Source organism: Acinetobacter sp. SW-226, assembly GCF_055632855.1.
Map to the genome: position 1 here is coordinate 2,694,640 of NZ_CM145752.1, position 12,943 is coordinate 2,707,582.

Annotated in this window: 13 protein-coding genes and 1 pseudogene; 8 read left to right on the forward strand and 6 right to left on the reverse strand. The window is 40.8% G+C overall.

Annotated elements, in window-relative coordinates:
- Window positions 1-42 precede the first annotated feature (42 nt).
- Both ACZ8ZH_RS12880 and ACZ8ZH_RS12885 read left to right on the forward strand, forming a co-directional pair.
- Complete coding sequence (locus ACZ8ZH_RS12880) at window positions 43-912, forward strand: 1-aminocyclopropane-1-carboxylate deaminase/D-cysteine desulfhydrase (RefSeq protein WP_119064414.1); 870 nt, start codon at window positions 43-45, stop codon at window positions 910-912.
- A gap of 64 nt (window positions 913-976) precedes the next feature.
- Window positions 977-2,176 (forward strand): BaiN/RdsA family NAD(P)/FAD-dependent oxidoreductase, encoded by a 1,200-nt coding sequence (locus ACZ8ZH_RS12885; RefSeq protein WP_119064413.1) that lies wholly within the window; start codon window positions 977-979, stop codon window positions 2,174-2,176.
- 21 nt (window positions 2,177-2,197) lie between these two features.
- On the opposite strand, the gene ACZ8ZH_RS12890 is transcribed toward ACZ8ZH_RS12885, so the two are convergent.
- The 4 genes from ACZ8ZH_RS12890 to ACZ8ZH_RS12905 all read right to left on the reverse strand — a co-directional run bounded on the left by ACZ8ZH_RS12890 (window position 2,198) and on the right by ACZ8ZH_RS12905 (window position 4,921).
- A complete protein-coding gene (locus tag ACZ8ZH_RS12890; protein ID WP_162900297.1) occupies window positions 2,198-2,350 on the reverse strand; it encodes a hypothetical protein in 153 nt (50 codons plus the stop codon).
- 167 nt (window positions 2,351-2,517) lie between these two features.
- Window positions 2,518-2,709: a hypothetical protein gene (locus tag ACZ8ZH_RS12895; RefSeq protein ID WP_086208539.1), complete on the reverse strand. Its 192-nt coding sequence runs from the start codon at window positions 2,707-2,709 to the stop codon at window positions 2,518-2,520.
- A gap of 60 nt (window positions 2,710-2,769) precedes the next feature.
- On the reverse strand, window positions 2,770-4,476 hold the full coding sequence (locus ACZ8ZH_RS12900) for a mechanosensitive ion channel (RefSeq protein WP_470247748.1): 1,707 nt from the start codon (window positions 4,474-4,476) through the stop codon (window positions 2,770-2,772).
- A 166-nt stretch (window positions 4,477-4,642) separates the two neighbouring features.
- Entirely contained in the window at window positions 4,643-4,921 is a 279-nt protein-coding gene (locus ACZ8ZH_RS12905; protein ID WP_086208541.1) for a hypothetical protein, read from the reverse strand.
- Window positions 4,922-5,205: 284 nt separating this feature from the next.
- On the opposite strand from ACZ8ZH_RS12905, the gene ACZ8ZH_RS12910 reads away from it, so the two are divergent.
- The 5 genes from ACZ8ZH_RS12910 to ACZ8ZH_RS12930 all read left to right on the forward strand — a co-directional run bounded on the left by ACZ8ZH_RS12910 (window position 5,206) and on the right by ACZ8ZH_RS12930 (window position 9,346).
- Window positions 5,206-5,628 carry a hypothetical protein gene (locus ACZ8ZH_RS12910; RefSeq protein ID WP_086208542.1) on the forward strand — a complete coding sequence of 141 codons (423 nt, stop codon included), beginning with the start codon at window positions 5,206-5,208 and terminating at the stop codon, window positions 5,626-5,628.
- A gap of 538 nt (window positions 5,629-6,166) precedes the next feature.
- Window positions 6,167-7,111, forward strand: coding sequence for a transporter substrate-binding domain-containing protein (locus ACZ8ZH_RS12915; protein ID WP_086208543.1), 945 nt, complete (start codon window positions 6,167-6,169; stop codon window positions 7,109-7,111).
- Between the two features lie 68 nt (window positions 7,112-7,179).
- Window positions 7,180-7,923: an amino acid ABC transporter permease gene (locus tag ACZ8ZH_RS12920; RefSeq protein ID WP_086208544.1), complete on the forward strand. Its 744-nt coding sequence runs from the start codon at window positions 7,180-7,182 to the stop codon at window positions 7,921-7,923.
- Window positions 7,923-8,606, forward strand: coding sequence for an ABC transporter permease subunit (locus ACZ8ZH_RS12925; RefSeq protein WP_470247749.1), 684 nt, complete (start codon window positions 7,923-7,925; stop codon window positions 8,604-8,606). Before ACZ8ZH_RS12920 ends, ACZ8ZH_RS12925 begins: the two co-directional genes overlap by 1 nt.
- Window positions 8,607-8,620: 14 nt before the next feature.
- Window positions 8,621-9,346 carry an amino acid ABC transporter ATP-binding protein gene (locus ACZ8ZH_RS12930; RefSeq protein ID WP_171264431.1) on the forward strand — a complete coding sequence of 242 codons (726 nt, stop codon included), beginning with the start codon at window positions 8,621-8,623 and terminating at the stop codon, window positions 9,344-9,346.
- Between the two features lie 68 nt (window positions 9,347-9,414).
- On the opposite strand, the pseudogene ACZ8ZH_RS12935 reads toward ACZ8ZH_RS12930, so the two are convergent.
- A pseudogene (locus tag ACZ8ZH_RS12935) lies at window positions 9,415-10,124 on the reverse strand (carbonic anhydrase).
- A gap of 700 nt (window positions 10,125-10,824) precedes the next feature.
- Between ACZ8ZH_RS12935 and ACZ8ZH_RS12940 the strand changes: the two are divergent.
- Window positions 10,825-12,012, forward strand: coding sequence for an ammonium transporter (locus ACZ8ZH_RS12940; RefSeq protein WP_086208548.1), 1,188 nt, complete (start codon window positions 10,825-10,827; stop codon window positions 12,010-12,012).
- 53 nt (window positions 12,013-12,065) lie between these two features.
- Here ACZ8ZH_RS12940 and ACZ8ZH_RS12945 read toward each other — a convergent pair whose 3' ends face one another.
- Window positions 12,066-12,767 (reverse strand): HAD family hydrolase, encoded by a 702-nt coding sequence (locus tag ACZ8ZH_RS12945; protein WP_119064430.1) that lies wholly within the window; start codon window positions 12,765-12,767, stop codon window positions 12,066-12,068.
- Window positions 12,768-12,943 lie beyond the last annotated feature (176 nt).

Genomic DNA, 12,943 nt, shown 5'->3' on the forward strand with positions numbered 1-12,943 from the left:
TTTCACTTACACTAAGCACTCAACCTGATTGATTAAAGTCCTATGTTTGAACAGATTGCACAGTCCATTCCCTATCAGCACATCAGTGTTGGCGGAATCAATATCAGCATCAAACGTTTAGACCTGGTCCATCCATACATTTCAGGCAATAAATTTTTAAAACTGAAATACAACCTGTTAGTGGCACAGCAACAAGGCTATAAAAAACTGCTGACTTTTGGTGGTGCCTATTCCAATCATATTGCCGCGACAGCCTATGCAGCGCAGTTATTGGGTTTTGAGAGTCTGGGCATTATTCGAGGTGAAGAGCTAGCTAGTAAAGCTTTGAATGCAACTTTAAGTACAGCACAGCAATTCGGCATGCAGTTGCAATTTGTAACGCGAGAAGCCTATCGGCAAAAGCAAAGCCCAGCCTACTTAGCACAGTTACAACAAGATTATCCTGATTATTATGTGATTCCTGAAGGGGGCACCAATCCCCTTGCTATTCAAGGCTGTACAGAAATTCTCTCTGATGCGGATCGACAAAATTTCGATCTGATTTGCTGTGCTGTGGGTACAGGTGGCACCATTGCGGGTCTGATTGAAGCCAGTCATTCGCAGCAGCAAGTTTTGGGCTTCTCCGCACTCAAAGGTGTTTTTTTGAGTACCGAAGTCGAGCAGTTCACCCCAAAACGGAATTGGCAAATTACCGATCAATATTGCTGTGGCGGTTATGCCAAAACCACGGCTGAACTCCTGCAATTTATTCAAGACTTTGAGCAGCAATATGACATTCCACTGGAACAAATTTACACAGGCAAAATGCTGTTGGGCTTAAGCGATTTAATTCAACAAGGTACATTTCCACGAGACCATCGTATTTTAGTGATTCATTCAGGTGGACTGCAAGGTCGTTTAGCCGCGCTTTAGATAGTCCTGAAAAAGCAAAAAAGATGGTCTATAATGCCCTGCTTTATTCTCCCGTGAGTGTGTCATGTCCACAAATCAATATGATGTCTTAGTTTTAGGTGCAGGTGCATCTGGCTTAATGACAGCCTATATGGCAGCTCAACGCGGACGTAAAGTGGTGGTGGTAGAAAAAGCCAATAAAGTTGGCAAAAAAATTCTCATGTCAGGTGGGGGTAAATGTAACTTTACCAATCTCTATGTCGAACCAAGCAACTTTATTTCACATAATCCACACTTTGTGATTTCAGCCCTCACTCGCTATACCAATTGGGACTTTATAGGCATGGTCTGTGAGTACGGGATTGAATATGAAGAGCGTAAACACGGTCAGCTGTTCACTACAAAAGGTGCCAAAGAAATTTTAGCCATGCTGTTGAGCGAGTGTGAAAAAACAGGTTTGGTCGAGATTAAAACCAACTGTGAAGTGAAAGCCATCACTGCACTTGATCAGCAAGGTTTTCAAATTGCTACGACACTGGGGTATTTTGAAACCGAATCTGTAGTCATTGCATCGGGTGGTTTATCTATTCCGACCTTAGGGGGTTCAGGGATTGGCTATGAAATTGCCAAACAATTTGGTCACCATGTTTATCCAACTCGTGCAGGTTTAGTACCTTTTACCTTTTCAGATAGCTTTAAAGAAGTAACCACACGCTTAAGTGGCAACGCAGTCGATGCGACTTTATCAAATGACTTAAACGCTTTCACCGAAGCCCTTTTATTTACGCATCGTGGGCTCAGTGGGCCAAGTTCGCTACAGCTGTCAAATTATTGGGATGTAGGGCAAAGTTTTAAAATTGACTTCCTACCAAGTGCAGATGTGCACGACTACTTAAAGGCCAAGAAACACAGTCAACCCAAAGCCCTACTTCGCACGTTAATGGGTGAACATTTCCCGAAAAGTGTAGTGGTTGAACTACAAAACCTGATTTGGCCTGAATTGGCTGAAACAGCGATTGGCCAACTGTCAGATGAAAAACTGGAGCACATTGCAACGCGCTTACATGCGTTTGAAGTCAAACCATCAGGAACCGAAGGCTACCGTACCGCTGAGGTCACTTTAGGCGGTGTAGATACTACGGAAGTGTCCTCGAAAACCATGGAAAGTAAAAAGCAAAAAGGCTTGTACTTTGTTGGCGAAATACTGGATGTCACAGGACATTTGGGTGGTTTCAACTTCCAATGGGCATGGTCATCTGCACATGCCGCATCAGAATATGTCTAAGCCATCTGCTTAAACGATAAATTATTCTAAATAATCAGTGCGTAGCAGTACGCACTGCTTTTGCTTCTGCTGACGAGCAAGCACTAAGTCCATTTTCGCAATCGCAATTTGCACATGACTAAGTTCAGTCACGGTACGGCGCAACATCAATGTCTTTTTTAATATTTTCATCATTGGTTTTTCCTTGTGTATGTACAATTTATCAAAATAAATTGTGAAATATTCATCAATTCATATTTCAAAGTATAGGCATCTAAGTATTTCTAATTTATGAAATATCCATATTTCACATGCATTAAACATACCAAATTAAATGCCATTCAACACTATATACTTTTGTATTATTTTTCATCATCCTTTTCAGTCACTACTCGCTCAGAAGATTGCGCAGGAAGCATCTCTGACGCTGTGGATTGCTTAGCTTCTGCTTTCGGCTTCGCAAAGACAAACTTATAAGCACTCACGAAAAATCCAACGGTAATGCCTGCAATAATAATGGGCGCAAAATATTTATTTGGGGCTTTTTTTGACATCGTTTACTCCAATAAAAAAACACCAACCGCCATCAGCGGTTGGTGTTTAGTATAATTGACTTAGTCTGGATCTTTGGGGTGAACATCAATATCTTGCTCAGCTTCACCCGTTGAGCCAAAAGGTTTATTTAAAGGTTTATGCGCAGGATCAACTTCTGCGGTGGTCGGAATATCATCAGCATGTTGATATTCTTCTGCAACTGTTGGTGCATCCATTTGCTCTTTCAGTGAAGCATGCTCTTCTTTGCCTTGTGCGGACTGCGTGCTATCAGCTTTGACCTGATACAGTGGATTCGGTTGCGTACCTTCTTTTTTGGCTTTATCTAACAAGTCGGTCAAAACCCGTTCCGCAGGTTGACGACCACCCAGACCAAAAGCCAGTGCAAAAGCAATCGCAACTGCGCCAAGCGTTAAACCAAAGGCTAAGTTTACGATCGAATCTGCGATACCCATGGCACGCAAGCCCATTGCCAACACTAAGCCAATAATCAAGACACGAACAATGTTCGCCACCCAACGAGAACTATTGTATTCACCACGTTCAATCACCTGTGCAACCAAGTTCGCCAGCCAGAAGCCCACGCCCAGAATGACTGCACCCAACAGGATGTTTGCACCAAACTGGATAAACATCGCAATCAAACCACTGATCTGCTCAAAGCCGAGTCGATTTGCTGCTTCAGAAACTGCAAATAACATGGTAAAGAACACGATGAAGTAACCCACAACGCAAGATGCTTTGGTGTTCCCTAAGAAACGTTGTAAGCCAACTTTGCTTGGAATATCATCTACACCTGTTCCCGACAAGACTTCCACCACAAGGCTTGCGACAAAACGCGACACCACATAGGCCAAAATTAAAATCAATGCCGCCGCAATAATATGCGGAATAGCATTCATGATTTCATACAACATGGCGGTTGCAGGTTGAGAAATGGCATCAATCCCTAAAGCTTCAAAGGCGATAATCAGAGCCGTGATAATGACGATTGCAAAAACAAAAGATCCGAGCACTTTGACCAAATCTGAGTTTTTAAATAACCCAATTTTTTCAACCTGCTGCTGCACATCTAAACTTCGCAATAAGCCCTCAATAATGCCACGTATAATTTTTGCTAGAATATAACCCGCAAAAATAATCACACCCGCAATAAAGATATTCGGCAGATACAATACGGCTTCATTGACCATATTTTGGATAGGGAAAAGCAGCCCTGTGAGACCGAGTATCGACAGTACAATAGGCAAAAACAGCAAGAGAATTAACCAATAAACAATTTCACTGATGTTTTGACTGAGCGTGCTCACACCGACATCTTGACTGAGCTTTTCATCTAACTGGGTGCGATCCAATCCTTTTTGTAAACCCACTTTGACCAGATTGGCCACAATCCAGCCAATAAAACCGACCGCAATAGCAGCCAGCAACTGAGGGATAAACAATAGGAATTGCTGAACCATATTGCTAAATGGCCCACTCACACTGGTGAGATTAAGCACATTGAGTGCGCCAATCACCGCAATAATCAAAATCAGCCAAAACACAACACGGGAAACAATATTTTCAATATTTGAACGATGCCCTGTGGCACTCGATAGTTTTTGATTGGTGCCCAGTTTAGTTAAGACCTTTTTCACAGCACCTGCAATGAGCAAGGCAATAATCCAACCAATGATCAGAATTGCGATTGCAGACAGAATAGGATGAAACTGATCCCAATAATACATCGCATCAAATCGACTTTGATGCCCTACATAATCATTCATCTTGTTCTCCCTCTTGTTATGTCTAGATCTTTGCCAAGTACACCGTCAACATTCAATTGAGTTCTCTAGAGTAGTCTTAGCCAATGTATCAATGAGAAATGGATTTTATTTTTTGTAATGATTCTTAAAGAAAACCCCTGTTGATGCACAAGGGTTTTCACCACCTTTAACGGTCTGTTGCTGTTGCGGTATTGCTATCTGTTGCTACAGCTTCATCACTCGTGGTCGTTGTGGCAGTATTATTTGAGCTTGCAACTGCTGTCGTTGCATTAGGATGTCCTGGTGGTGCATCAGCCTTATTCGGCTGACGATCTGCAAACATATAAAGTAATAATGCAATGAAAAAGATGCCAACCAACGCCAGCATATACACTGGCACGCGTTTTTTCTTTTGCCGCTCCTCTGGCGTTTGAACATGGGGCGGTTTACTGAAATCATGTGTCATAGCTCCCCCGCATTTCTATTATCAAGTTGTCGAATTTTTATACTAACAAGTGCTTGTGTAGCATTGTGTTTCAAAGCATAGTGAGATAGTAAACAAACAAATCTCAAACTATTAAATATTTGTTTTACAAGCATTTAAAAACTATAGACGTATAACTTTTTAAGCTTTCAAAACCAAGAAAATGGCATTTCTATAAAGCATGGGCAAAAAGAGTCTGTCTAAAGGTCTTCTTGGGCTCAATTTGCGCTATAATCACGCACCTTGTTTTAGCTGTTTTGGACTTTATGGCATATCGTCAACAAAGTGTAACGCTTGATTTAGACACTGATGTTACGCACCAATGTCATGTGCATTTCACTCGCGATCAACACCTCATTGGTATAATTGAATTTTCTAAGCCAAGTTACATTCTCAAATGGGGCGATTTAGAGTTTTTCCGTCGTCGCACTGAAGAATTTTCTGTGATGCCGTTTCCTGAATGTATCAATGCCATGATCATTGATATTCGAAATGTGCAAGCCTTTTTAGACAATGAAACGCCGATTATTCCTTGGCGTTTACTCGAAGAAGAATGTCCAATACGTCTTGTTGTACCTCAAGATCGCTTAGATCATTATATCGGGTTATTTGAGCCAACATGGTTGACGACCGATATTGAAACAGCCATTTCTGAAATCCGTGAATATATGGATATGTTTGTTCACTAAAATTCTAACTTCAAACTTTAGCTCAGTGCGATTACTCAACTTAAAATCATCCCATGTAATCGCCTTAGTGACTTGTAATCGTTATCAAAATTTCATACGTGTTTCGCTCATACTGCTTGCAACTTGGTAAAAGCATCTTTTTAAAATTTAAGCTTCTTTTTTTAATTTATCTTTATAAACTCTACTTATCCCATTATATCCCCGCACACTGTGAGATGATAAAAAGCGTGTTGTGAGGCTGCTGAATTATTAGACATTCGCCTAATATGATTTAAAAAAATATTAAAATGGCATGCATTATGCTTAATTTCCTTTGTAATATCAGAGGAATATAACTATGCCCTAATTCAATGCATTATTAACAAAATATTAAAAATCCCACTTGAGCAGTAAAAGCAATCTCGATTAAGATGCAGACTAAGCTGTAAAAAAAACACCATAAAAAGAACATCTTTTGCACAGAATAAAGCTTTATCCCAATTCTGACGTTTTTAATAAAAACAATGCAATTGATGCTGCAAACAAAAGGAGTTTGTACATGACCATGCAACGTAATCTTTCTGCCCTATTTTGTGCAAGTGCACTTGCGCTGAGCCTCAGTGCATGTAGCGATAACAAAGCCCCTGCAACAGATGCCGCTAGCACTGGTGCTGATGCTTCACAGTCAGGCACTTTAGATAAGATTAAAAAATCAGGAACCATTGTTTTAGGTTACCGTGATTCTTCCATTCCATTCTCCTATATCGCAGACAACCCAAACCAACCAGTCGGCTACGCACATGATTTACAGCTCAAAGTGGTTGAAGCTGTTAAACAAAAGCTGAATATGCCTGATTTAAAAGTTCGCTATAACTTAGTCACCAGCCAAAACCGTATTCCTTTGGTTTCAAATGGTACTGTTGACCTTGAGTGTGGTTCAACCACAAACAACAAAGAACGTCAGCAACAAGTAGACTTTTCGGTAGGTTTCTTTGAAGTGGGCTCGCGCTTACTCACTGCGACAAATTCGGGAATCAAAGATTTTGCTGACCTAAAAGGCAAAAAGCTTGTGACCACAGCAGGTACAACATCTGAGCGCTATATCCGCCAACATGAAAAAGAACTCGGGATTGGTGAAGTCATTTCTGCTAAAGACCATGCTGAATCTTTCTTGATGCTTCAAAGTGGTCGTGCTGCTGCGTTTATGATGGATGATATTTTACTTGCGGGTGAAAAATCAAAAGCCAAAGATCCAAACAACTGGCACATTGTCGGTACAGCACCAATTCAAGAAGTCTATGGCTGTATGTTGCGTAAAGGCGACACAGGCTTTAAGCAAGTCGTAGATGATGCCATTAAAGCCACCTATAGTTCGGGTGAAATTAACAAGATGTACAACAAATGGTTTGAACAGCCAATTCCACCGAAAAACATTAACCTGAATTTTGCTATGTCAGACCAACTTAAAGCCTTAATTGCAAACCCACATGACCGTGATCAGTAATAGATAAACGAGAAATTAATGTTCACTCAGGCAAAGTTTCTTTGCCTGACCTATTTTAGGGGATTGTCATGAATTATAGCTGGAACTGGGGCGTCCTTTGGCAATCCACAGGCGTCGGAGATAGCACCTATCTCAGTTGGATTTTGATTGGTTTAGGCTGGCTATTTGTTATTGCTATTGTGGCTTGGAGCATTGCCATGGTGCTTGGAAGCATTCTCGGCATTATGCGAACGCTTCCGAATAAAACTGCTCGTGCCATCGGCACAGCTTATGTCACCATTTTCCGTAATGTACCACTCTTGATCCAATTGTTTATTTGGTTCTATGTAGTTCCAAACTTCCTACCAGGGCCAATCAAATCATGGTGGATCAATGATTTAAGTGCGGGTACAACTGCGCTCATTTCAGCCAGTATCGGTCTTGGACTATTTACTGCAGCACGGGTCTGCGAGCAAGTCCGCACAGGCATTGAAGCCTTACCTACAGGACAGGTCAATGCAGGTTATGCCATGGGTTTTAGTACTGCACAACTATATCGCTATGTCATTTTACCGCAGTCCTTCCGTACGATTTTGCCACCACTGAGTTCAGAGCTGACCAACTGTGTCAAAAACACATCAGTGGCCTCTTTAGTTGGGGTCTCAGAGATTATTTCGCAGATGAAAACCATCAGCGAATATACGCAAAACACCATCGAAATCTATACCTATGTCACGCTTATTTTCATCGTTATCAACGTGTGCTTAATTACCTTAATGACGCTGCTTGAAAAACGTTTACGTGTCCCAGGTTTAATTGCAGGAGCTAAATAATGGAATGGCTCACCGCATTTACCCATGATTTGCAGTTATCTGCACCTGCCCTATGGCATGGTTTAAGCATCACTTTAAAAGTGGTCATCATCGCCACCATTAGCGGTATTTTCATTGGCACACTGTTGGCACTGATGCGTTTGTCTTCTATTCGCATCTTGAATTTAATTGCCCAAGGTTATGTCAATTTATTCCGCTCGATTCCACTCCTATTGGTATTGATGTGGTTCTACTTTGCTGTACCGTTCATCTACACCACAGTCACGGGAAATTATCTGACCATTGATACCGCTCTGGTCTCCAGTATTGTGGCGTTCATGTTGTTTGAAGCGGCTTATTTCTCGGAAATTGTCCGTGCAGGGATTCAGTCCATTCCTAGAGGGCAATCTGCCGCAGCTTATGCCCTAGGGATGACCTATGGCCAATCTATGCGCTTAATTATCCTGCCACAAGCCTTTCGTAAAATGACACCGCTACTGTTACAACAAACCATTATCTTGTTCCAAGACTCAACCATGGTGTACGCCATTGGCTTATTGGACTTCTTCCGCACCAACTACGTGCGTGGAGATTTGATGTCTCTATTAACGCAATATATTTTATTTGCAGGCTTGGTGTATTTCACCATCAGTATGTTAGCCACATATGCAGTAAAACGATTACAAAGGAGGTTAAGCGTATGAGCGACCAAAAAGTAATGATTGACCTCCAAAATGTCAGTAAATGGTATGGCGATTTTCAAGTTTTAACCGATTGCACAACACAAATTTGCCAAGGTGAAGTAGTGGTAGTCTGTGGCCCATCAGGCTCAGGCAAATCAACCCTGATTAAAACGGTCAATGGTCTGGAAGCCTTCCAACAAGGTCAGATCACAGTTGACGGTATTCCTATTAACGACCCAAAAACAGACTTAACCAAATTACGTAGTCGCGTGGGTATGGTGTTTCAGCACTTTGAACTGTTTCCACACTTAAGCATTACGGAAAATTTGACCATTGCCCAAATTAAAGTATTGGGCCGCTCTGAAACTGAAGCGAAAAAGAAAGGTTTAGGCTATTTAGAACGTGTCGGGCTGAGTGCACATGCTCATAAATTTCCAGCACAACTTTCAGGTGGACAACAACAACGTGTCGCTATCGCCCGTGCACTTAGTATGGATCCGATTGCCATGCTGTTTGATGAGCCGACATCTGCGCTTGACCCTGAAATGATTAATGAAGTTCTTGATGTGATGGTCGAACTGGCACATGAAGGCATGACCATGATGTGTGTCACCCATGAAATGGGTTTTGCCCGCCAAGTGGCCAATCGTGTGCTGTTTATGGATCAAGGTAAAATTGTCGAAGACTGTAGTAAAGATGAATTCTTTAATACTAAACGTGGGGATCGTGCTCAACAGTTCTTAGACAAGATCTTGCACTAGCATAGAGACGTGTTATCCCACCTTAAAAAAAAGCAGGTCAAACGATCTGCTTTTTTTAAATTTAGATTCTAGTCTAAAACCAGACGTGCATTGATGGCTTGAACAGGACGGTTATTCGGATACCCTATCAGTGCAGCGAATTTTGCGATTTGCTGCGCTGATGCCTGTTGTATATCTTTTAAGACCACTCAACGTACACTCTCAGTACACGGTGGTGTCATAAGTGAACCATTAAAACGATAGTAGCCATGTGTCGCGGGTAAAAAATTCATTCGCTCTCAAACTTAACCCTTTCTTTGATTGTCTTTGTTGCCATAGCCGTTCCAGTGTTAAATTCTTTTTGCCTGCTTCATACATTACCGCAACCACGGCCAACTCACCTTTTTCAGAAGCATGAACTAAATGTAATTCCATGGGAAAGCTTTTCCCTTTGATCATATTTCCTGAGGGGCTGAGATGCATTTGCAATAATTGAAATCGTTCGCCCTCTAAACTTAAATAACTACCTTGATGAAAATTGATTTGTACCGTATGGGGAAGTTGCACAATATTGCTGGCAGAAGTTTTATAGTTAAAATGAAGTGCTGCGAGTTCTGCTGAAATCACACGTTCTATATTAATAGGTGATTGATTATATCCCGCACATGCTTAATATTGGGGATTCAACTGACTCCAGTGCTTTTTCTACTTGATAGCCCCAATCTGATGTTAACTCACTGGCTGACCAACCCACCACACAGGGAAACCCAAACAATGCTGCTATTATTTTATATCTCATATTCCTTCATCAAAAAATAGATCTCAAATGATCCAATATCCTCCATGAATTGACTAGGCTCCAGCAAAACTAAAAATGACATTTCAAACAGATTTTTTCATGTTTTGTTTCAGTGCTGTAAGGATTTAGACAAAACAAAAATACCTCTTTCGATTAAGCTTTTTATTTATTTTTTTAATCTCGACCCTAAAATTGAAATGATCATATATGACAAAAATTACAATTAATAACATTTAGTTATGTGAATTTTCCATCGTTATAAATAAGAAATGAATCTCAATGTAATTCCTAAAACTTTTGGCTTGATTTTACACACGCACAATCAAAATGCAGACTTTTTGTTATTTGCGTTCCAAAATAGAACAAATGCAGTTCAAATTGAACCCCATACATTTTTCCCAGACTATTTTTTTGCTTTCAACTCAAATGCATCCAAATTTTGCAGTAAATATACAATCACATATTTAAAATAAATAAGTGTAATATTTTCATATATTTACAATTAAATCATATTTTCATAAACGCACCAGTAAGATGCGTGAACACCATCATGGTGCATATTAATGCTTTATATCGGGTCTTATTATTTTTAAGCAAAACTTAATCAATATTTCCTTTTTGCTTAGCTCTTCACGAAATGACAAGCATCAGTATACTGAGCTTCTTTTTGCAAAATTTTGCACTCAAATGGAACCTAAACATGCAAAATATTGACTTACTTTTTCTTCTTCTTGGTGCAGTTTTAGTCCTCGCCATGCATGCAGGTTTTGCTTTTTTAGAACTAGGGACAGTTCGACATAAAAACCAAGTGAATGCCTTAAGTAAAATTTTAACGGACTTTTCACTCTCTGCAATTGCCTACTTTTTTGTAGGTTATTACATTTCTTATGGACATCACTTTTTCCATATCGGGGATACTTTAGCAGCGGATCATGGCTATAACCTAATGCGCTGCTTCTTCCTGCTCACTTTTGCAGCCGCAATTCCAGCAATCATCTCAGGTGGCATTGCTGAACGTGCCAAAATGCGTTCTCAAGCCATTGCAACCGTTTTGCTAGTAGCTTTGGTTTATCCTTTTTTTGAAGGTATCGCTTGGAATGGCAACTTTGGCTTACAACAATGGTTGCAAAGCACTTTCGGTGCAAGTTTCCATGATTTCGCAGGTTCTGTGGTTGTACATGCTATGGGAGGGTGGATTGCCCTTGCTGCAGTTATTTTACTTGGAGCACGTCACGGACGTTATAAAAAGGATGGTCGGGTCAGTGCTCATCCACCCTCATCTATTCCTTTCCTAGCCTTAGGTTCTTGGATATTAATTGTAGGTTGGTTCGGCTTTAACGTTATGAGTGCACAACGTTTAGATGCAATTTCAGGACTCGTAGCAATTAACTCCCTCATGGCCATGGTCGGTGGAACATTAGCAGCTAACTTTGCTGGAAAAGATGACCCAGGTTTCTTACATAATGGTCCTTTGGCGGGTCTTGTTGCAATTTGTGCAGGTTCTGATGTTGTACACCCTATAGGCGCTTTAATCATTGGTGCTATTGCAGGACTTATGTTTGTTAAACTCTTCACCTATACGCAAAACAAGCTCAAAGTCGATGATGTACTCGGCGTATGGCCTTTGCACGGTGTATGTGGTGCATTCGGTGGGCTTGCAGTTGGTGTATTTGGTCAAAAATGGCTTGGTGGCTTAGGTGGGGTAGCTATGATGTCGCAGTTAATTGGTACATTGTTGGCAATTGGCATAGCCATGCTTGGTGGACTTGTTGTTTATGGCACTTTAAAAGCCACGATGGGGATTCGTTTAAGTCAAGAAGATGAATTCCGAGGGGCAGACTTGTCTATTCATAAAATTTCTGCCAACTCTGATGACAGCATGTTCTAAAATCATGTTCAATTTCAACGCGACCCTTATGGGTCGCTTTTTTATTCTCTGATTTAAACGTCAGTCATTGCTGTTAAATGCTTAAAAATCTCAGACAATGCCGTAATCTGTGGGGCATTTATTGTTACCAATGGTTGATGAAAGCCTGATAACCACAGGGCTTGCATTCCTGCCTGCTGTGCACCGTGTACATCATTAAACGGATGATCCCCAACAAATAAGCACTGCTCAACTTCAACATGTAATTTTTGTGCCGTATCAATAAAAATATCTGGCTTTGGTTTAGCTTGTCCAAATAGCCCAGAAGTATTGATCACATCAAAATAATGCGCAAAGCCCAAGCCATTTAATATAGACAAGCGTGTTGCATGACCACCATTTGAAATAATCGCAAGTTTATATCCCGATTGCTTTAAATGAGTCAGCGTTTGTTCAGCATCGGGCATTGCCACAGCACAGCGACCAAATTGTTCAAACCAAAAATTACTTAAGTCATTCAAATCAGGAGCTAAATTCCAACTAAGCTCCTGTAGCAAAGCATAAGCCACTGAAGCACCAATACTTGTGTGGGTTAAATGTTCTTTTAAGGGATAGCCCCCATTGTCTATACGATTGACGATAGTCTCTATCTGTACAACATTTATACTTTGTAATTGTACGTGATAATAATCCGCAAGCTGTTGGCTAAACGCAGCAACACTGCGTCCACGGTGGGTTAAGGTATTATCTAGATCAAATAAAACTGCACGTATCACGCTGTCTTTTCCCAATATTGTTTAGACTCAACCTAACATCGAATTGCTGCACCACTTTAGCCTTAAATGAATAAGTAAATCACTGATTTTGCTAAAAGCGATGAAAGACCAAAACCGTTAAGCCTGCTTTAAGCTAACACTGTTGGAATAGCAACTTATTTTTATTTTACGGCGTA

What these genes read in the sequence shown, in the direction of transcription:
- ACZ8ZH_RS12910 (WP_086208542.1), top strand. Translation starts at nt 5,206, where the DNA reads ATGGCATATCGTCAACAAAGTGTAACGCTTGATTTAGACACTGATGTT.
- ACZ8ZH_RS12930 (WP_171264431.1), top strand. Translation starts at nt 8,621, where the DNA reads ATGATTGACCTCCAAAATGTCAGTAAATGGTATGGCGATTTTCAAGTT.
- ACZ8ZH_RS12895 (WP_086208539.1), bottom strand. Translation starts at nt 2,709, where the DNA reads ATGTCAAAAAAAGCCCCAAATAAATATTTTGCGCCCATTATTATTGCA.
- ACZ8ZH_RS12915 (WP_086208543.1), top strand. Translation starts at nt 6,167, where the DNA reads ATGACCATGCAACGTAATCTTTCTGCCCTATTTTGTGCAAGTGCACTT.
- ACZ8ZH_RS12885 (WP_119064413.1), top strand. Translation starts at nt 977, where the DNA reads ATGTCCACAAATCAATATGATGTCTTAGTTTTAGGTGCAGGTGCATCT.
- ACZ8ZH_RS12900 (WP_470247748.1), bottom strand. Translation starts at nt 4,476, where the DNA reads ATGAATGATTATGTAGGGCATCAAAGTCGATTTGATGCGATGTATTAT.
- ACZ8ZH_RS12925 (WP_470247749.1), top strand. Translation starts at nt 7,923, where the DNA reads ATGGAATGGCTCACCGCATTTACCCATGATTTGCAGTTATCTGCACCT.
- ACZ8ZH_RS12890 (WP_162900297.1), bottom strand. Translation starts at nt 2,350, where the DNA reads ATGATGAAAATATTAAAAAAGACATTGATGTTGCGCCGTACCGTGACT.
- ACZ8ZH_RS12905 (WP_086208541.1), bottom strand. Translation starts at nt 4,921, where the DNA reads ATGACACATGATTTCAGTAAACCGCCCCATGTTCAAACGCCAGAGGAG.
- ACZ8ZH_RS12880 (WP_119064414.1), top strand. Translation starts at nt 43, where the DNA reads ATGTTTGAACAGATTGCACAGTCCATTCCCTATCAGCACATCAGTGTT.
- ACZ8ZH_RS12940 (WP_086208548.1), top strand. Translation starts at nt 10,825, where the DNA reads ATGCAAAATATTGACTTACTTTTTCTTCTTCTTGGTGCAGTTTTAGTC.
- ACZ8ZH_RS12920 (WP_086208544.1), top strand. Translation starts at nt 7,180, where the DNA reads ATGAATTATAGCTGGAACTGGGGCGTCCTTTGGCAATCCACAGGCGTC.